Below are 17,893 nucleotides of genomic sequence, written 5' to 3'. Positions count from 1 at the left end.
CCCGGATCCGCGGATCGGTCCCTCGTGTTCCCGGTGTCCCGGGCCGCGTCCCGCACGGTCGTATCCGCCGTCCGGTGCCGGTCGGGGTGCTGGCAGAACGGTCATATCAGGTGATAATGGATAGCGCCTGTGTCTCACCCCTCTGTGCGGAGGCAGACACCATGAACGCAGCGGTCACAGCGCAGAGCGTGCCGAAGACGGAGCTCGCGGCCCAGATCCTGGCCGCGATCGGCCCCCTGACCTTCGGGGTCATTCTGATCGTCCTGCTGGGCGGCGCCATGTGGTGGGACGGGCGGCGGCGGGCCCGGCTGCGCGTCCCGACTCCCGAGGAGCAGCCGAAGCCGGCCGATCACCGGGAGCACATCGAGGAGGTCAGGGAAGGGGACGACGACGCCTTCCCCGACGACGGCAGCCGGCTCCTGCCCTACAACATGAAGACCCACACCTCCCACACCACCGGCAAGGGTCCCGAGGCCCGGCCGCAGCACGGCAGCCGCAGTGGAGGGGCGTTCGGGAGCGGCAGCCTGGGCGGCTGAGTACTGCGCGAGTGGCGCGCCGCGACCCCGGGGAACGGGGTGCGCGGTGGCCGGAAAGTGTGTTCGAGGTGGGGTGTGCGCCCGGCCTCCGGTGCGTGGGGCAGGGGCGCGGACTAGGCTGACTCCGTTATTGGACTAGACCTGTATGGCGTCTACTGGCGGAGGAAGAGCCATGAGCAACCGAGCACTCCTGGAGGTGATCGCCCTCGACGCGCGGGACGCGGTCGCCGCGCAGGCCGGGGGAGCGGACCGGCTCGAGCTGGTCAGCGACATGGCGGCGGACGGGCTCACCCCGTCCCGGGAGACCTTCGGCCGCATCCGCGCGGCGGTGGACGTCCCGCTGCGGGTGATGCTCCGGCTCGCGGACGGTTTCGGCGCGGGCGACGTCGACGCACTCCTCGGCGCGGCGCGAGGGTTGCGGGCGGAAGGCGCGGAGGAGTTCGTGCTCGGCTTCCTCGACGAGCACGGCGACCCCGACCTCGTCACCGTCGAACGGCTGGTCGCCGAGATCGAGGGCTGCCGGTGGACCTTCCACCGCGCCATCGACCGCGCAGCCGACCGCGACGCCCTGCGCAAGCAGCTCGCCGACCTGCCCGGACTCGACACGTACCTGACCGCGGGCAGCGCGGAGGGTGTCGACGCGGGGCTGCCGGTCCTGCTGGCCGAGGCGGCGAGGCTGGACGAGCCCGGTTACGAGCCGCGGATGCTGGTCGGCGGCGGTCTCCGCCTCGACCACCTCCCGGCTCTCCGCGCGGCCGGCCTGGACGCGTTCCACATCGGCGGCGCGGCCCGTCCCGCCGGCTGGCAGTCGCCGGTGGACGAGGCGGCGGTACGCGAATGGCGCGAGGCGGCGGACGGCCGACTCGGTCGGCCCGGCGCCGCCGGGCCGGGCTGAGGGGACCGTCCACCGCCTCGCGCGCAGGGCCGGGGCCCGCCCGCACCCGGCCCGAGGTGCCGCCCGGGCGGCGTGGCGTGCGCTCGTCCCCGTCCCGGCGTCAACTCCCCAATGCTCCGGCCCGGATCACCCCAGCTGCCACGGAAGGGGCGACGAGTGGAGCACCGTGAGGCCCGAGACCGCACGGGTCAGTGCCACGTACAGCCGGCGCAGACCCGTCCGCTCGTCGGGCTCGGCCGCGACCACGGCCGCGGGGTCGTCGAGGACCACGTAGTCGTACTCGAGGCCCTTCGCGAGGGATGCCGGCACCAGGGTGAGCCGGACGTCCGGGGTGGTCTCCTCGCCGGGGGCCAGGAAGGGGACACCCGCGCCGGTCAGCGCGGCGGCCAGGGCCGGCACCCGGTCGTCGGCGGCGATCAGGCCGGTCGAACCCTCGTGCCGCAGTGCCGACAGGCACGCTGCGACCACGTCCCCCTCGCCCTCCGACGGGCGGATCTCCAGCGAGCCCGGGGACTCACGGACCGACCGGACCTCCGTCAGTCCGGGCGACATGTGCGGCAGCAGCCGGGACGCGTACGCGATCACTTCGCGCGGCACCCGGAAACCGGCCGTCAGCTCCTCCACCACCGCGTCGGGCTTGCCCAGATGGGACAGGGCCTCGGACCAACTCGCCGTCGCCCACGGGGTGGTGCCCTGCGCGAGGTCGCCGAGGACCGTCGCCGAGCCCGTCGTGCACCTGCGTCCCACCGCCCGGTACTGCATCGGCGACAGGTCCTGTGCCTCGTCGAGGACCACATGACCGAGGGACGGCGTGCGCTCCACGAGGTCGTTCGCCTCGTCGATCAGCACCGCGTCCGCCGCGGACCAGCGCGCCGAGCGGACCGAGCGCGGCGGCCGGCTCCAGAGGATCGCCTTCTGCTCGTCCGCGCTCAGCACGCCGTCCGCGTGCTCCGCCAGGAAGTCCGGGTCGGAGAGCAGACGCAGTACCAGCTTCGCCGGGTCGACCTGCGGCCACACGGTCTTCACCGCAGCCTTCACCGCCGCGTTGCGTGCCACCGAGTCCTGCACCCGGTCGTCCGGCGCCTCGCCGGCCTGCTCCATCCGCACGAGCACCGCGTGCGCGATGCGCTGCGGCAGTGCCTCGCGGGCCGCGCCGTAGCGGATGTCGCGGTCCAGCAACTCCCGGACGATGTCCTCCAGTTCATGCGCGGGAACCCGCCAGCGGCGTGAGCCGCGCACCACCATCACCGGCTCGGACGGCATCGTCACATGCGAACGGACCGCGCGCCGCAGCACCTCAGCCATTCGCGCGTCGCCCTTGACCAGCGCCGCCGCGGGCTCGTCCGTCCCGCGCGCCTCGACATGGGCGACGAGGTCCGCGACGGTCGCCTGCCTGACCTCCAACTCGCCGAGAGCGGGCAGGACCTGCTCGATGTAGTGGAGGAAGGACCGGTTGGGCCCGATGACCAGGGTGCCGGTGCGGGCCAGCCGCTCCCGGTGCGCGTACAGCAGATACGCCACCCGGTGCAGACCGACGGCGGTCTTCCCGGTGCCGGGGCCGCCCTGCACGCACACCGTGCCGGAGAGGCCCGACCGCACGATCTCGTCCTGCTCGGGCTGGATCGTGGCCACGATGTCGCGCATCGGGCCCACACGCGGACGCTCGATCTCTGCCTGGAGGAGCCGACTGGTGCGGTCCGCCTCCGTCGGGTCGGTGAGGTGCTCGTCCTCGTACGCCGTGAGGTCGCCGCCGGTGTAGCCGAATCGGCGGCGCAGTCGCACGTCCATCGGGTCCTTGCGGGAGGCCCGGTAGAACGGCTGGGAGACCGGCGCGCGCCAGTCGATCACCATCGGATCGCCGTCGGGGTCGTGCACATGGCGGCGGCCGATGTAGAAGCGCTGCCCCTCCTGCGCGGTGTGCAGATAGTCCAGCCGCCCGAAGAAGAGCGGGGTGTGGGCGAGGTCCGCGAGCGCCCTGATCCGCTCGCTGATCTGCGACTCGAGGACGACGGCGTTCACCCAGTTCGCCGTCACGTCCCGGATGTCCAGGGCCTCGACGTCCTCACGCATCGCGCGCAGGGCGGCGCGAGAGGCGGTCAGATGGGCCCGTTCACGGCCCAGGGGATCGGGCGGCGGGGCTTCGGGCGCTTTGGACGCGGGCACGGTGCTGCCTCCGAAGGTACGTTGGAAGTACGACATGACAGCGCACCCGGTTTCCGTCCGGGAGGCGGCACTCCTGCGAGGAGGCGGGCAAGACGGGCGATTTTACTCAGCCCGCCAGGCCGGGGCGAATGGATTTCGCGGGGCGGGGTCCATCCCGTAGGGGAGGTCCTCTATCCGAAGTCGTACGCGTCCGCGACCGGCGTTCAGCCCGCAGGTCGATGTGTCGCGGACGCCGACAACCGATTCTGGTCCCATGAGCACAGCCACCCTCACACCAGCGTCCCGGCCCGGTCGCGGAGCCACCGCCACCGGCGCCCCGGCCCACCGCACCCACCGTCTCGGCGACGCGCTGCGCGCGGTCAAGGTCTTCGTCACCGCGGCCTTCGGCGTCGCGGTGCTCGGTGAGTACAGCGAGGAGGCCGGCGTCCGCCGCCACCTCTGAGGCGGGCCGGGTCCCGTCGGCGCCTCCCGACGAGCCGCCGTGCCGGCCGCCCCTGCCGGGCCCGTGCGCCTGCCCGGCTCCGTCCATGGCAGTCCGTCCGCGGTGCTCGTGCCCGTGCCTTTATGTCCGTCCGCGGTGCTCGTGCCCGTGCCCTTGGGGCCGTCCGCGGTGCCCGTGCCCGTGCCCGTGCCCTTATCCGTCCGCTGCTGCGTGCTCGTCCGCCGTCGCCGTCCGTCCGCTGCCCCAGGCCGCGGCCGTCGAGGCCGTCCCTCCGCCGAGCCACGGCCGTCCCTCCCCCCGTGCCGCGGCCTTGTGTCCATGACCGCCGGGCCGTGGACCGGTCCCGTGCCGTAGGCGGTCCGCTCCGTACCGGCGTGCCCGCCGCCGACGGACGCCACCCGCTGATCCACTAGGGTCGCGGCCGTGACGCTTCCGTACCGGACCGTGACCGTCCGATCGCTCCAGGCGACCGTCGTTCTCGTCCTTTCGCTCGCCGCACTGGCCGCGCTCTGCGTCGCTCAGCGCATCCCCATGGCGGACACCCTGGTGTACCGCGCCGAGGGAGCAGCCGTCGCCAACGGCACCGACCTCTACGGCCTCACCGCCACGGACTGGCAGCTGCCCGCCGCCTACCCGCCCTTCGCCGCCGTCCTGTTCGTGCCGACGACCTGGCTGCCGGTCGCCGCCCTCAAGGTCGTCTTCGTCGCAGGGAACGCGCTGCTCCTCGCCCTGCTCGTCCGGCTCTCCTGCCGCTTCGCCGGGCTGTCCGCCCCCGTGCCCGCGGTGCTGGCCGCCACCGCCCTCGGGCTGTGGCTCGAACCCGTCTTCCAGACCCTCGTCTTCGGCCAGATCAACCTCGCACTCGTGTGTCTGGTGCTGTGGGACCTGTCCCGGCCGAACGACGCGGTGGGCAAGGGCTTCGCCCTGGGAGTCGCGGCGGGCGTGAAGCTCACCCCCGCCGTCTTCATCGTCCTGCTGCTGATCACGGGACGCCGCCGTGCGGGGCTCACGGCGCTCGCGTCCCTCGCCGGCACCGTCCTGCTCGGCGCGCTCGTCCTACCCGAGGCCAGCGCGGACTTCTGGACGCGGCGGATCCTCGAGACCGACCGGGACGGCAAGGCGTGGATCGTCGACAACCAGTCGCTGCAGGGAGTGTTCGCCCGCGTACAGCACACGGCGGAACCGGCCGCCGTGTGGGCGGCGGCGCTGCCCGTCGCCGTCGCGGCACTGTGGGCCGCCCGCCGGGCGCCGGAGCGCTGGGCCGTGCTGGCCGTCGCCTTCGCCGCACTGCTCGTCGCGCCGGTCAGCTGGTCCCACCACTGGGTGTGGTGCGTCCCGCTGCTGGCGGTCCTGATCGCCGAGGGGCGCAGGGGCACCGCCGCGCTGATGGCAGTGGTCTTCCTGGCGCGCACCATGTGGCTCGTACCGCATGCCGGCGATCCCGACCTCCGACTGACGTGGTGGCAGCAGCCGTTGGCATCCCCTTACGCGCCGCTGGGCCTGGCGGTCCTGGCGATCGCGGTCCTGCGGGCGCGCGACGGAGGCCGCCGCGACGGCGCGCTGCCCGGGCAGCGAGTGACCCCGGGGACGGAAGCGGCGGGCGACGCGGCGGCGGGCGCGGGCACCAGGGCGGCAGGCTGATTCCCCGGCAGCCGCGGGGCCTGCCGCCGCAGGCAGGGCCCTGCCCGCCGGGTCGGGCCGGCGGGCACGGTGGCGTCAGCTCTCCGGGAGGAGGATGTCCGCGTCGTCGAAGATCCGCAGGACGACGAGGAGCAGTCGCCCGCGCGAGATTATGTACTCGGCCACGACCTGCGAAGTCAGCCGGATCTCGCGGTCCTGTTCACCGGGGCCTATCGGGCGGGAGTGCTCGGTGTACGGGTCGCGGGCGAGGATCTCGACCGCCTTGTCGAACGAGGCCCGGCGCACCGGGTCGAGCCGGTCGCGGTCACGGGCCGCCGACTCCGTGAAGAGCACCTCATAGCTGTCGTGGTGCGGCATCGAGTCCTCCTCGGGCCGTGGCGCGTACCGGCCCCGTGGTGTGTGCCGATCCTTGGCGCGTACCGGCCTCGTCGCGCGTACCGACCGTCATCCGCAGGTCCCGGACCGGGGCCTGGACCGGGGCCCTGCGTCGGGGCCCTGGGTCGGGGCCCTGTGCCGGGGACCAGGGCCAGGGTAGCGAGTGACGGACCTCCGGGGGCCGGCATCGGCAGCGTCCACCGGCGCCCCGTCCGCCGGGAGCCGTCTGCCGTCTCCCGTACATCCTCTCCCGTACGTCGTCAGCCGTCAGCCGTCAGCCGTCAGCCGTCAGCCGTCAGCCGTCAGCCGTCAGGTCGTCCGCGTCCACGATCCGGTACGCGTACCCCTGCTCGGCGAGGAAGCGCTGGCGGTGGGCCGCGAAGTCCTGGTCGATCGTGTCGCGGGCCACCACCGAATAGAAGTGGGCCTTGTGGCCGTCCGCCTTCGGGCGCAGGACGCGGCCGAGACGCTGTGCCTCCTCCTGGCGGGAGCCGAAGGTTCCCGAGACCTGGATCGCGATCGTCGCCTCCGGCAGGTCGATCGAGAAGTTCGCGACCTTGGACACGACCAGGACCGAGATCTCGCCGTTCCGGAACGCGTCGAAGAGCCTCTCGCGCTGGGAGTTCGGCGTCTCGCCCTTGATGACGGGCGCGTCCAGGTGCTCGCCGAGTTCGTCGAGCTGGTCGATGTACTGGCCGATGACCAGGGTCTGCTGTCCCGTGTGCTTGCGGACGAGCGCCTCCGTGACCCGCCGCTTGGTGTCGGTGGTGGCGCAGAAGCGGTACTTCTCCTCGGTCTCCGCCGTCGCGTAGGCGAGCCGCTCGGAGTCCGTCAGATTGACCCGGACCTCGACGCAGTCGGCGGGCGCGATGTAACCCTGGGCCTCGATCTCCTTCCAGGGAGCGTCGAACCGCTTCGGGCCGATCAGCGAGAAGACGTCCGACTCGCGACCGTCCTCGCGCACGAGCGTCGCCGTCAGGCCGAGCCGGCGGCGGGCCTGCAGATCCGCCGTGAACTTGAACACCGGCGCGGGCAGCAGATGGACCTCGTCGTAGACGATCAGGCCCCAGTCGCGGGAGTCGAACAGCTCCAGGTGCGGGTAGATGCCCTTCCGCTTCGTCGTCAGCACCTGGTACGTGGCGATGGTGACCGGGCGGATCTCCTTCTTCGCACCGCTGTACTCGCCGATCTCCTCCTCGGTCAGTGAGGTGCGCCTGATCAGCTCGTGCTTCCACTGGCGGGCGGAGACGGTGTTGGTGACGAGGATGAGGGTGGTCGCCTTCGCCTGTGCCATCGCCCCGGCGCCCACGAGCGTCTTGCCCGCGCCGCAGGGGAGCACGACGACGCCCGAGCCGCCGTGCCAGAAGCCCTCGACGGCCTGCTTCTGGTACGGGCGCAGGGCCCAGCCGGACTCGTCCAGGTCGATGCGGTGGGCCTCGCCGTCGACGTAGCCCGCGTGGTCCTCGGCGGGCCAGCCGAGCTTCAGCAGCGTCTGCTTGATCTGACCGCGCTCGGAGGGGTGGACGACGACGGTGTCCGGATCGATACGGGCGCCGACCAGTGGCTGGACCTTCTTGGAGCGCAGTACCTCCTCCAGCACGGGCCGGTCGGTCGTGGTCAGCACCAGGCCGTGGGTGGGGTGCCTGACGAGCGTGAGGCGGCCGTAGCGGGCCATCGTCTCCGCCACGTCGACGAGCAGCGCGTGCGGGACGGGGTAGCGGGAGAACTCGACGAGCGCGTCCACGACCTGCTCGGCGTCGTGCCCGGCCGCCCGCGCGTTCCAGAGGCCGAGCGGTGTCACGCGGTAGGTGTGGATGTGCTCGGGGGCACGCTCCAGCTCGGCGAAGGGGGCGATGGCGCGGCGGCAGGCGTCGGCCTGGTCGTGGTCGACCTCGAGCAGGAGGGTCTTGTCGCTCTGGACGATTAGGCAGGACACGCATACCTCCACGGATAAGGTCGTCTCATGACAGAAACAACGCCTGTCACAGCACGGGCTATGCCCCGTGCCCGACGCCGGAAGGGCGTCCCGGCCAGCGCGCCGGGGATGCGCGCCGCTATCTATGTTCGCCTATCGCGTTAAACGGACGAGACGACTTCACCGGAACGCCAGCGCGCGGCCTGTGAAGCGTTGTGCGAGCCACGCGGCTGGGAGGTTGTGGCCGCCGAGGAGGACATCGACGTCTCGGGCTTCTCGCGCGGGCTCGACCGGCCGGGACTGCAACGCATCCTGACCAGGCTCGCCGAGCTGGACGTGATCGTGTTCTTCAAGATCGACCGGCTTGCGCGCTCGACGGTCGACTTCGCGGAGAACATGCGACTCGCCGAGCGCCAGAGCGTTGCGCTCGCGTCGGCGACGGAGCCGCTCGACCTCACATCGTCCATGGGCCGGGCCATGGCGAAGGTGATCGCGGTCTTCGCCGAGCTGGAGTCCGACACCATCGGCATGCGGGTGTCCAGCGCGCACGAGCACCTGCGGCGCGAGGGCCGCTACACGGGCGGTCGGGTTCCGTACGGGTACATGGTCGTCCCCAACCCCAACGGTGCGGGCAAGGTCCTCGCGGTCAACGAGGACGAGGCCAAGACGATCAAGCGGATCGTGGAGCGGGTCCTGGCCAAGGACTCGCTCATGCAGATCATCAATGACCTCAACAAGGAGGGTGTTCCTTCGCCCGGCCACTCCTCACGCCAGACCACGGGCAAGCGCAGCGACTCCAAGCAGTGGTACACGACGACGTTGCGCAGCCTGCTGGGAAATCCCCAGTTGCTCGGCCAGGTCATCGAGGACGGAAAGCCGATCCTGCGGACGGACGGCCTGCCATTGGTCAACCGCCCGCCGATTCTCGACACGGACACCTGGCAGGCGCTCCAGGGCGAGTCGGAGCGTCGGGCCAATCCCGGTGAGAAGCGCCGGGAAGGTAACCGCTCTGCAAGAAGAACCCTCTCGAACTTCACATGGGGGTACCGGGGTTGCAGCCGCACCCGCGTTCAGGCACGCCGACCACCCCGGTACCATCGGCACCAGGGTCCTGATCAGGGCTTCCACGACCGGACCACCCGGCACGCTGTCCAGGCTGAGGGGTGGTCCGGTCTCTGTTTGTTGGTCGTCGCAGTGGGTCGCGCCTTCGCAGACTGCCGACGCTTCGGCTTCAGCTCAGAGCCTTGCCCACCTCGTAGATCGTTGGCCTGTCTTCGGGAGCGTGGCTGAGCATGGCCTCGATCAGTTCGCCCAGCTCGCCCCGCACCTTGACGGGCCGTCGCTTGCCGTCTGCCACGGCCCTTCGTTGCACAGGGCGCGGTGCGTCGTCGGGGTACTCGACTGCCCGCCAGCCCGTGGCGGAGATGAGCAGGGAAGCGCCGAGCGCGTAGATGTCGGCTTCCTGGGTGGGGTCAGCCTCTCCGGTGTTGAACACACTGCGCGCGATCTCCGGGGCTTCGTAGTGGACGAGGCAGCCGCGGAACGGGAAGTCGTAACCCTCGGGCACCCGACCACCGTGCGCCAAGGCCAGATCGATCAGGTGCGTCCGCTCGGGTCCGATGATGAAGTGCGCGGGCTGCAAGTCACCGTGCGCCCATCCTTTGGCGTGCAGTTCGGCCAGCGCCTCCACGCAGGCCAGGGCGACGCTCGTGTGCGGATCGATGCGCGAGCCCGGCTTACGGCAAGGCTCCCACAGCTGGTAGAGGTCCGGTCCTTCCCGCCACGGCTGGAAGTTCCAGGTACCGCCGTCCCACTCGCCGTACGCGAAGTCATGTAGGCCCAGGCGGTACAACACCGCGCCCTCGCGTGCGGGCGCGAGCGCCGTCCAGGGCTGGGCAGGCCACTCGGCCGTTGCCTCGATCGGATAGCCGACTTTCACGGCGTAGTGGCCCCGATGGCTCTCTACTTCCCAGACCATGGAGCCCCGGCGGTTGAGGACCAGGCGCTGAGTCGTGGGCATGAGCGCGTCGAGCACGACGATCGGCAGTTCAGGGGATGTCCCGGACAACGTCGGTTCTCCTTCCGGGCGGCGCGGCCGACCCAACATCGAGGCCAGCCGCGCCGCTGGTGTCGTGTCGCTACGCCTGACCGTACGGTCGGCCGCAGTCGGAGTCGCATTGCGCGAGGTTCGTGCCGTCCACGGTCCACAGGTCGTCGAAGACCATCAACCCGGCCACCTTCATCGCGTGCGCGGACGCGGCCACCTTCTCCGGATCACGCGCCCCGCCACCCGGCTTGGGGTTGTGGTGGAGGAAGCGGCCCGCGAACCGCTCGCACAGGTCGGCGTACTCCTTCGTGTGCAGGATGAGGGCGTGTAGCCCGAGGTCCACGTCGTCCGACGGGACCATGGGGACGGTGGCGGTCGCGGCCGTGACCACGAAGGCCACGGCCTGGTTCGCGATCCTCTCGGCGCGCTCGCGGGGCTGTCCGTTGTGGGTGACCACGAAGTGGGTGAGGCTCTCGAACAGCTCCTCACCAGCCACCGCGCGGCCGGTCCTCTGGTCGTTGGCCGTTGTCGTCATGCGAAGACTCCTTGAGTGTCGCTGTGCTCTGGCACTTGCGCCCACACCGGTCGACGAGGCACGTCCCGCCACGACCGGGGGATGGAAGGCCGGCCCCGAACGGGGAAGGGGGAGCCAAGGAAGGGGCACCCCGCCCGGGGCGGCCGGTCTACTGGCTGATACCGAGGGCCATGCCGATCACCAGGCCACAGGACCCACTGATCAAGACGATGAACAAAACCCGCGCGTACCGACCGATGGCGCGCATCACAGGCCGTCGCGGCTGTTGCCGTTCCTGATGGCAAGACGCGCGCTCAGTTCCTCCCGCGCTGTCGGCGCCACCACGTTGTCCGGCATGGCATCCCACTCGATCCCGCCGCCCATGGGCCTTATCTGCACCCGGGCACCGACCTCACCCATGACGACGCCGATACGTCCACTGGCAGTGTCCTTCGCCAATGCGCCAATGCCTGGTCTGGTCTGCTGGTTGCTCGCCATGAGGACGAGCATTCCGCCGCTCATCTGGACGTTGGAACCTCCGACAAGACCCACTTCGGGACGTCCCGCGTCGTGTAGAACGTCCCTGGTGCCGTCCCCGAGTGTTAGGAGAGATTCGGATGCCGAACGAGAGGCTACGTGCTGCCATGGCCGCTGGCGGCTGGACGTACGCCGCCCTTGCGAACAAGGTCGAGGTTGATCCCAAGTCCGTTGAGAGATGGGTCAACTTGGGGCGTACACCGCGTCGTGCCGCAGCCATGCTGGCAGCGGAATTACTAGGAGAAGACGTGCACGCTCTTTGGCCCGCGCTCCGGCAGGCACGCCCTGCCCGCGCCGTCAGTCCGGAACTTGTGGCCCTCTACGACCAGCGGGCGGACCTCCCCGTATCCACCTTCGTGGACATGCTGACCCAGGCCCGCGAGCACATCGACGTGTTGGTGTACGCCGCCGTCTTCCTGCACGAGGCGTACCCGCGGCTGAATGACCTGTTGCGCGAGCGAGCTGCCGACGGTTGTGCGGTCCGTATCGCGATCGGCGATCCGGACAGTGCGAATGTCCAACAGCGCGGCGCCGAGGAGAGGTTCGGTCACGGGATCGAGTCCCGTTGCCGACTTGCCCTCATGCACTATCGCCCCCTGGCCGGGGTATCCGGCATCGAGGTGCGGACCCACGCCACCACGCTTTACAACTCGATCTATCGCGCGGATGACCAGGCGCTGGTCAACGCCCATGTCTGGGGCGTGAACGCCTACGGTGCTCCTGTGTGGCACCTGCGCCGAAGTGGGTCAGGCGGCATGTTCGATACGTACGCTGACAGCTTCACTGCGGTGTGGGCGACCGCGACGCCAGTCCAAGAAAGATGATCATGGTGCGAACCGAGTACTACGACGATCCAGATGCTCCCAAGCCCAACAGTCTGGTCGTTGCGGCGTCCGCAGTGGTCACTGACGACGAAGGACGCATTCTCCTACAGCGCCGGCGAGACAACGATCTCTGGGCTCTGCCCGGCGGCGGCATGGAGATGACCGACTCGCTACCGGGAACTGCCATCCGGGAGGTGAAGGAGGAAACGGGCCTGGACGTGGAGATCACCGGGCTCGTTGGGACGTATACCGACCCGCGTCATGTCATCGCCTATACGGACGGTGAAGTGCGTCGCCAGTTCAATGTCTGCTTCACAGCCCGAGTAGTCGGGGGCCGACTCGCAATCTCGGACGAGTCCACGGAGCTAAGGTTCGTCCAGCCGGAGGAAATCGATCAACTGCCGATGCACCACACGCAGCAGCTCCGGATTCGACATTTCTTGGAGCAGCGTGAGCGGCCCTATCTCGGCTGACCTTATTCTCCGGCCATCGCGCTACCGCTTCGTAGTACCAAGTTGCGAAGTGCCAGCCTTTACGGCTGCGCCTGGGATAGGCCCGAGTGTCGTCAAAATAGGGTTACGAGTGCGACTACTGGGACATCCTGTGCACTCCGAAGACAGTCCCAGCTACTTCTGCCAGTCCTCGACCACGCGTACGAACTCAACGTCCTGCCACGGCTTAATCCACTCAGCCATGTACCTAACGTCACTTGAAGAGGGGGCAGGGCGAGCCTGCTCCATCACAACCTTCGACGGCATGACTGCTGCGTCACCCAACAAGAGAGCCTCGCCTGAACTCAGTACGGGAAGAGACTCAGTCAGGGGGCCCAAAGAGTCTGGCAATAGACGTTTGACGTAATTCTGATCCTCTGGGTTCGTAAGCCGCATGGCGAGGAAGTTGCTGCACTGAGAGAAAATCGTTTCCGAAATCTCAGCCGGCCTCTGGCTTACGATAGCGGCAGTAATGCCGTACTTCCTGCCCTCCTTGGCGATCCTCTCGATCGAGTTTCTGGATGCGCTGAACTTTGCCAGTCCACTCTTCGGCACGTACTTGTGAGCTTCTTCCCTGCCTCCGGGTCCCGGCGATCCCGTGCGGCCAAACGTCCAGTTTGCCTCATCGGACGCCGCAACCGGGTGGCGCCGGCCACGCCGCCCGACACGGCCGCGACCGCCGGTCTCCGGCGCCGCCCCTCCACCGGCGGGATAGGCGCAGCCGCCACTGGCGAAGCAGCCCCAGGACGTATCGGAGCCTCGCCGTGGTCCGGCCCGGAGGACCGGGCCCGAAGCCCAACCGGGTCCGGCCCCGAGGGCTGGCCCCGGAGAAGACCGCAGCCCATGGCCCAGCGGCCCCGAAGTCGCGCCGCGCCGCGGCCTGGTCGCTCGCCCGACCGGGCGAGCGACCAGGCCCGAGGCCCCCTCAGCCCTCGCCAGCCACCGTCTCGTCGGCGCCCCCTCCCCGTCACCGGCCCGCGCCTCACCCGTCCCCCTGTGCGGTCGTGGACCTCCTCTCTCCTCCCAGGGGCCGGCCTCCCCGCCTCCCCATGGACGAACGGCCCCCGGCTCGTGGGTTCGGCTACGGCGTGGGCCCGCCGCCCGGATCGATGCCGACCGTCAAGGCCCGGGTGGCCGTCCCGCCCGGGGGCGCGGCTGCGGCGACGAGGGCGGTGGTGGCACGACGCATGGAATGACCTTCCTTCCGGCTGCCCCGTGGCCCGACGGGCCCGGGATCGTCAGTGGGACGCCGGGTGACTGCCCACGCCCGGAGCCGGAATGCCGAAGGTCGCCCCTCGGTGGGTAATTGATCACCCTCGGGCGGGAATCACCGCCGCTGTCCGCATGGTTCTCGGAAGCGCCGTGGCGTCTGGGGCGTCCGCCTCGCGCGGGCCGTGGTCGGGGCGGGGCTCAGGCCGGTTCGTCCGCGAGTTCGGCGACGCCGGTGATGCGGTGCAGGGGATAGGTGCGCACCTCGTCGGCGGTGTGGTCGTACGCGGTGACGAATCCGCCCTCGACGCGGACCGGGGCGATGACCCGCTGGCTCGCGGCCCCGTCGGCGTTGACGTATCCGATCCAGATCGCGGACCCGGTGAGCGCGGCCGCCTGCACGGTCGCGAGAGTCTCGGCCGGGGTGGTACGGGGCAGTTCGCCCGCGCCGGTGTGCGGTGCGGGCTTCCGTACGGCCGTGGCGGCCAGATCGCCCGCCCGGATCGCCTTCACCGCGGCGGCGAGCAGCGTGTCGTCCGGGGCGGGCGGCCCGTCCGGAACGGGCACCGGCGGGGTGCGGCGCGGGGTGCGGTGGGCGTCCGCGCGGATGATCAGCACATCGCCCTCCGCGGATTCCGCGGCCGGGGCGTACCCCATGGCCCGCAGCCCTTCGAGCAGCGTGGCCGGGTCGGCCTGGGCGGCCAGCACGGTGGGCGCGAGCCGGCGCATCCGCAGGCCCTGGGAGCGGCGGTCGGCCATGATCTCGTCGAGCAGCGCGTCGTCGTCGCAGCGGACGTAGGCGGAGGCGGCGCCGATGCGCAGATGGCCGTGCTTGCGGGCCACGTCGTCGATGAGGTAGCTCAGCGGCTGCGGCACCGGGGTACGGCTGTGCTTGGCGAGGAATGCGTGCAGGTCCGCCGCGGCCTGCCCGGCGTCCAGGGCTCGCCGTACGGACGCCGGCGTGAACCGGTAGACCGTCGCACCACCCTTCGATTCCACGTCCGCAAGGACGCCCAGGGCGTCCGCGAGCGGGCGCTCCAGCGGGCCCGGTGCGACGGCGGTGAGATCGGCCTGGAGGAGTACGTGGTCGAGCGGTTCGGGCAGCAGGGGAGCGATCATCCCGGCGGCGAGAGCGGCCCGCGCGGCGAGAGCTGCGTGGCCGCGCGGAGCGGTCTGCGGGCCGTTCCCGGCATGTTCGTGCGGGGCGGCCGGTGTTCCAGGGACCGTGCCGGGCTGTCCTCCGGCGCGGTCGGCCGTCGCGGGAGGAAGTGCCGTCGCGGGAAGTGCCCGGGTGGGAAGCGCCGGCGCGGCGGTCGCCGGGGCGGCCAGGAGGGTGCGCGCGGCGGTGGAGAGGGCGCCGCGGCCGGTCAGTCCCAGGTGTTCCGCCTCGGCCAGGGTCCACACGGCGATGCGGGAGCGCAGATCGGAGGGCTCGGGGGCGCCGGGTGACGGTGCCGGGGTGCGGACCGGCCGCTCCCAGCGGAGCCGGGCGAGGACCGAGTCCTGGTCCGGGGCGGCGCCGGAGGGCAGCTCGGCCAGCAGGGTCAGGACGCGGTGACGCACCTCGGGGGCGGCACCGCGGTCCAGGTCCGGGCCGAGCGCCGCGATCGTTCGGCCCTTGGCGTCCTGGCCGCCGACCAGCCCGGGCGTCCGGGTGGCGGTGAGCCAGGCCGTCGCGAGGGCCGTCCAGCGCGAGGCCGCGGGCAGGTCCAGCCACTCGTCGTACGCGGGCGTCGGCGCGAACCGCTCGTCCTCCCCCGCAGCCGTGCCCGCACGGGTACCCTCGCCGCCGTCGGAGGCCAACAGGCCCGCCGCGTAGGCAAGTTCCAGCCAGAACGAGGCGATCTGCTCGGAGACGTCGAGCGCGGCGGCGGTGCGCCTCAGGTCGCGGACGCTCAGGCCGCCCGCCCGCAGCACCGCCGGCCCGCCCGTCTGCCAGCTCTTCAGCAGCTCCTCGACGGTTGCGAGCGCGGTGTACGCCTGGCCTGCCGCCGTACTGTCCACGATCTGTGGACGGTGTTCGGCGGCGACCCGGACCTCCGGCGCGATCGGTTCCGGTTCGCGGTGTGCCCGCCCGCCGCGCAGATGGAGCGCCACCTCGCGCGGCAGCACCACCGTCCGCGGCGACGACGGCAGCAGCAGACCCCGGTCCCGCAGCCACCGCACCGGCGTCGAGTCCGCCGTGCCCGAGGAGTCGCCCGGCGGAGCCACCGTCCCGTACGGCGGGCCCCACACCAGACGGTCCAGCACCGCCAGCGCCTCCGCGGGCGCCGAGTCCAGCAGCGCCGTCATCCGTTCCCGCTCGGTGAACAGTGAGGTCAGCGATGCCACGGCCGACACAGGGTCATGGGTCGTCGGCAGCCCCGCGGCGGCGAGGATCTCCTGCAGCCGGCCCGGGGACATCCCCGAGGTGGCCTCGGCGACCGTCGGGCCGAGACCCGTCGGGGACGGGTGCTGAGGTGACGGCGCGAGCAGTTCGCGTGCGGTCCGCACCAGCCGCAGCCGGTCGTCGTCGCCCCAGACCAGCGCCTGCTCGCGCAGCACGCCGAGCGCGCGCGGGAGCGCCGCCTCGACCGCGGGGTCGCCGTCGTCGCCGCTGAGCAGAGCGAGCAGCGTCCCGTACGACGTGGGCTCCGCTGCCACGGCCAGGGCCTGGGCGGTCTGCTGGGCGAACCGGTCCAGCCGCTCCAGTGCCCTGACGACGGAGGCCCGGGTGCCGGCGCGGGTCGCGAGCTGCGTCAGATCGTTCGGTACCGGGCTCAGCAGATCCGGGCGGGCGCGCAGCAGAGCGGCCAGCCCCCGGTCGCCGCGGTTCCGCAGGGCCTCGGCGAGGGTACGGGGCGGGGCGGCGGTGCGGTCGGCGGCGAGGCCCGCGGTGCCGGGGAGTGCGTCCGTGCCGCCGTGCGTGCCGGGCACCGAGTGCGCCGTCTCGCCGCCGCGGGCGTCCGCAGCCGTGCGCGCGGCGGCGCCGTCGTGCGGGCGTTCCGCCGCGTCGGCGGTGCCTCCCGCTTCGCGCGCGGGTCGTCCTGCCGGTGTCCCTGCGGACGTTCCTGCGGGCACGTGCGCCTCCCGATCGAGCTCACCGGTCCCCATCCGCCCCACGTTAGCCCCTGCCCAGGCGCTAACGTCAGGACCGGGCGCCGGGACGGGCGCGCTGTGGAGGGGCAACCGTGGGGATCGAGAGCGATCAGCTTGTCTTCGACTACCTGAGCCGGGTCGGCGATCTGGCGCAGCAGCGCCAGCTGCCCTCCGGCACCAGGATGCAGCTCGTGTCGTCGCTGCGTAACGAGATCGACCGGCAGCGCGCCAAGTACGGCACCGACAGCCCGGCGGCCGTCCAGCGCATTCTCGGACGGCTCGGCAGCCCCGACGAGGTGGTGGACGGGGCGAGCCCGGAGCCCGGCCGCCGCCCCTCCCCGGACGGGACCGCCGGGACGGAGGCCGCCGGCACGGCTCCCGCGTCCGTGCCCGAGCAGCGGTCGGGGGCGCCGGAGGCCGGAGCCGCGGGGGCGTCCGCGGCGACGGACGCCCCCGGAAGGGTCCCGGGCGCCCGGGAACCCGAATGGTGGCGGATCGAGCGCGGGCGTCCTGAGGAAGTCAACTTCGGCGCGTTCGTCGGCGGGGTGGAGATCCCCGATCTGCTGCGGCCACCGCGTCGGGACGAGGAAGCCGCTGAGGGTGGCGGCGGCGGGCCGGAGAAGGAGGGCTCGGCGCGGCGCCGACGGTTTCCGCGGTGGTGGCGCGCCGGGGCGGCGGGTGCCCCGGGCGCCGGCGCCACCTCCGGAGGCGCCGGTGCCTCCACCGGTGAGCCGGCGGTCGTGCCCGCGCCGTCCCGCGGTGGCGCCCGCCTCGTGCTCGGCAACCCCATGGTGCTGTTCGCCGCGATGCTCCTCGCCGTGGGCGCGGTCCTGGGCTCGCTGGTCGCCCTGGCCGGCGGCTGGCTCCTCGCCTACGCCACCCGCGCTCTCTCCCGCACCGAGGCGAAATTCGCTGTCCTCGGCATCCCCGGGCTCGTCGCCACGAGCGCGGCGGTCTGGATCTGGGGCCGCGTCGAGGGCCGGTGGGGCGACCCGATCGCCCCGGGCGGCGACGCGATGCGGGAGGCGCTGACGGGGGCGTGGCCGTGGGTCGTGCGCGGCGCGGCGGTGGCGTCGGCCCTCTTCCTCCTCTGGCGCGCCCGCCGTCGCTGATGTCGCGCCGGCCGGGGGGGGGTGCCTCTATGTTTTTCGTCAAGCTGTGCGGGGGCTTCTCGGTTCGTAGAAGGTTCCGTCGCGGAGCATGGCGAACAGGACGCTGATGCGGTG

At 71.7% G+C, this 17,893-nt stretch carries 16 protein-coding genes and 1 pseudogene; 9 read left to right on the top strand and 8 right to left on the bottom strand.

The window, feature by feature from the left end; genetic code table 11:
* Window positions 1-161: 161 nt before the first annotated feature.
* Window positions 162-536, top strand: a complete 375-nt coding sequence (locus AB0J10_RS23020; protein ID WP_363064365.1) for a DUF6479 family protein — start codon at window positions 162-164, stop codon at window positions 534-536.
* A gap of 172 nt (window positions 537-708) precedes the next feature.
* Window positions 709-1,431, top strand: coding sequence for a copper homeostasis protein CutC (locus AB0J10_RS23015; protein WP_363064364.1), 723 nt, complete (start codon window positions 709-711; stop codon window positions 1,429-1,431).
* A gap of 126 nt (window positions 1,432-1,557) precedes the next feature.
* Here AB0J10_RS23015 and AB0J10_RS23010 read toward each other — a convergent pair whose 3' ends face one another.
* On the bottom strand, window positions 1,558-3,501 hold the full coding sequence (locus AB0J10_RS23010; RefSeq protein WP_363064467.1) for a UvrD-helicase domain-containing protein: 1,944 nt from the start codon (window positions 3,499-3,501) through the stop codon (window positions 1,558-1,560).
* A 346-nt stretch (window positions 3,502-3,847) separates the two neighbouring features.
* Between AB0J10_RS23010 and AB0J10_RS23005 the strand changes: the two genes are divergently transcribed.
* Together AB0J10_RS23005 and AB0J10_RS23000 are read left to right on the top strand one after the other, a co-directional pair.
* Window positions 3,848-4,036: a hypothetical protein gene (locus tag AB0J10_RS23005; RefSeq protein ID WP_363064363.1), complete on the top strand. Its 189-nt coding sequence runs from the start codon at window positions 3,848-3,850 to the stop codon at window positions 4,034-4,036.
* 531 nt (window positions 4,037-4,567) lie between these two features.
* Window positions 4,568-5,677, top strand: a complete 1,110-nt coding sequence (locus AB0J10_RS23000; protein WP_363064466.1) for a glycosyltransferase 87 family protein — start codon at window positions 4,568-4,570, stop codon at window positions 5,675-5,677.
* A 75-nt stretch (window positions 5,678-5,752) separates the two neighbouring features.
* Here the strand turns inward: AB0J10_RS23000 and AB0J10_RS22995 are convergent, their stop codons facing one another.
* The gene (locus AB0J10_RS22995; RefSeq protein ID WP_138054564.1) at window positions 5,753-6,034 is read right to left on the bottom strand and encodes a hypothetical protein; all 282 of its coding nucleotides are present in this window, start codon (window positions 6,032-6,034) and stop codon (window positions 5,753-5,755) included.
* A 313-nt stretch (window positions 6,035-6,347) separates the two neighbouring features.
* Window positions 6,348-7,988, bottom strand: coding sequence for a DNA repair helicase XPB (locus AB0J10_RS22990; protein WP_363064362.1), 1,641 nt, complete (start codon window positions 7,986-7,988; stop codon window positions 6,348-6,350).
* Window positions 7,989-8,150: 162 nt separating this feature from the next.
* Between AB0J10_RS22990 and AB0J10_RS22985 the strand changes: the two are divergent.
* A pseudogene (locus tag AB0J10_RS22985) lies at window positions 8,151-8,531 on the top strand (recombinase family protein); the annotation flags it as partial.
* Window positions 8,532-8,570: 39 nt separating this feature from the next.
* Entirely contained in the window at window positions 8,571-9,257 is a 687-nt protein-coding gene (locus AB0J10_RS22980; protein WP_363064465.1) for a recombinase family protein, read from the top strand.
* Here AB0J10_RS22980 and AB0J10_RS22975 read toward each other — a convergent pair.
* The 3 genes from AB0J10_RS22975 to AB0J10_RS22965 all read right to left on the bottom strand — a co-directional run bounded on the left by AB0J10_RS22975 (window position 9,199) and on the right by AB0J10_RS22965 (window position 11,026).
* Window positions 9,199-10,035 carry a protein kinase gene (locus tag AB0J10_RS22975; protein WP_363064361.1) on the bottom strand — a complete coding sequence of 279 codons (837 nt, stop codon included), beginning with the start codon at window positions 10,033-10,035 and terminating at the stop codon, window positions 9,199-9,201. The genes AB0J10_RS22980 and AB0J10_RS22975 overlap by 59 nt on opposite strands.
* Window positions 10,036-10,105: 70 nt before the next feature.
* Window positions 10,106-10,549 (bottom strand): hypothetical protein, encoded by a 444-nt coding sequence (locus AB0J10_RS22970; RefSeq protein WP_363064360.1) that lies wholly within the window; start codon window positions 10,547-10,549, stop codon window positions 10,106-10,108.
* Between the two features lie 246 nt (window positions 10,550-10,795).
* Window positions 10,796-11,026, bottom strand: a complete 231-nt coding sequence (locus AB0J10_RS22965; RefSeq protein WP_229918922.1) for a hypothetical protein — start codon at window positions 11,024-11,026, stop codon at window positions 10,796-10,798.
* Window positions 11,027-11,145: 119 nt separating this feature from the next.
* Here AB0J10_RS22965 and AB0J10_RS22960 point away from each other — a divergent pair, with 119 nt between their 5' ends.
* Both AB0J10_RS22960 and AB0J10_RS22955 read left to right on the top strand, forming a co-directional pair.
* A complete protein-coding gene (locus tag AB0J10_RS22960; protein WP_363064359.1) occupies window positions 11,146-11,889 on the top strand; it encodes an XRE family transcriptional regulator in 744 nt (247 codons plus the stop codon).
* A 2-nt stretch (window positions 11,890-11,891) separates the two neighbouring features.
* Window positions 11,892-12,362 carry an NUDIX domain-containing protein gene (locus AB0J10_RS22955; RefSeq protein ID WP_363064358.1) on the top strand — a complete coding sequence of 157 codons (471 nt, stop codon included), beginning with the start codon at window positions 11,892-11,894 and terminating at the stop codon, window positions 12,360-12,362.
* Window positions 12,363-12,515: 153 nt separating this feature from the next.
* Here the strand turns inward: AB0J10_RS22955 and AB0J10_RS22950 are convergent, their stop codons facing one another.
* Together AB0J10_RS22950 and AB0J10_RS22945 are read right to left on the bottom strand one after the other, a co-directional pair.
* Entirely contained in the window at window positions 12,516-12,935 is a 420-nt protein-coding gene (locus tag AB0J10_RS22950; RefSeq protein WP_363064357.1) for an ATP-binding protein, read from the bottom strand.
* 855 nt (window positions 12,936-13,790) lie between these two features.
* Window positions 13,791-16,682: a helicase C-terminal domain-containing protein gene (locus tag AB0J10_RS22945; RefSeq protein ID WP_363064356.1), complete on the bottom strand. Its 2,892-nt coding sequence runs from the start codon at window positions 16,680-16,682 to the stop codon at window positions 13,791-13,793.
* Window positions 16,683-16,759: 77 nt separating this feature from the next.
* Here AB0J10_RS22945 and AB0J10_RS22940 point away from each other — a divergent pair, with 77 nt between their 5' ends.
* Complete coding sequence (locus AB0J10_RS22940; protein ID WP_363064355.1) at window positions 16,760-17,779, top strand: hypothetical protein; 1,020 nt, start codon at window positions 16,760-16,762, stop codon at window positions 17,777-17,779.
* Window positions 17,780-17,893: the final 114 nt, after the last annotated feature.

Source organism: Streptomyces sp. NPDC049887 (assembly GCF_040656535.1).
Lineage (GTDB): Bacteria > Actinomycetota > Actinomycetes > Streptomycetales > Streptomycetaceae > Streptomyces.
The sequence above is the reverse complement of the archived record's forward strand: the minus strand, read 5'-3'. Positions and strand labels throughout refer to the sequence as shown.

Excerpts from the sequence above, each read along its gene's own strand:
- AB0J10_RS23000 (WP_363064466.1), top strand. The coding sequence starts at position 4,568 with ATGGCGGACACCCTGGTGTACCGCGCCGAGGGAGCAGCCGTCGCCAAC.
- AB0J10_RS23010 (WP_363064467.1), bottom strand. The coding sequence starts at position 3,501 with ATGCGTGAGGACGTCGAGGCCCTGGACATCCGGGACGTGACGGCGAAC.
- AB0J10_RS22945 (WP_363064356.1), bottom strand. The coding sequence starts at position 16,682 with ATGGGGACCGGTGAGCTCGATCGGGAGGCGCACGTGCCCGCAGGAACG.
- AB0J10_RS23005 (WP_363064363.1), top strand. The coding sequence starts at position 3,848 with ATGAGCACAGCCACCCTCACACCAGCGTCCCGGCCCGGTCGCGGAGCC.
- AB0J10_RS22965 (WP_229918922.1), bottom strand. The coding sequence starts at position 11,026 with ATGGCGAGCAACCAGCAGACCAGACCAGGCATTGGCGCATTGGCGAAG.
- AB0J10_RS23020 (WP_363064365.1), top strand. The coding sequence starts at position 162 with ATGAACGCAGCGGTCACAGCGCAGAGCGTGCCGAAGACGGAGCTCGCG.
- AB0J10_RS22995 (WP_138054564.1), bottom strand. The coding sequence starts at position 6,034 with ATGCCGCACCACGACAGCTATGAGGTGCTCTTCACGGAGTCGGCGGCC.
- AB0J10_RS22980 (WP_363064465.1), top strand. The coding sequence starts at position 8,571 with ATGGTCGTCCCCAACCCCAACGGTGCGGGCAAGGTCCTCGCGGTCAAC.
- AB0J10_RS22970 (WP_363064360.1), bottom strand. The coding sequence starts at position 10,549 with ATGACGACAACGGCCAACGACCAGAGGACCGGCCGCGCGGTGGCTGGT.
- AB0J10_RS22955 (WP_363064358.1), top strand. The coding sequence starts at position 11,892 with ATGGTGCGAACCGAGTACTACGACGATCCAGATGCTCCCAAGCCCAAC.
- AB0J10_RS23015 (WP_363064364.1), top strand. The coding sequence starts at position 709 with ATGAGCAACCGAGCACTCCTGGAGGTGATCGCCCTCGACGCGCGGGAC.
- AB0J10_RS22960 (WP_363064359.1), top strand. The coding sequence starts at position 11,146 with ATGCCGAACGAGAGGCTACGTGCTGCCATGGCCGCTGGCGGCTGGACG.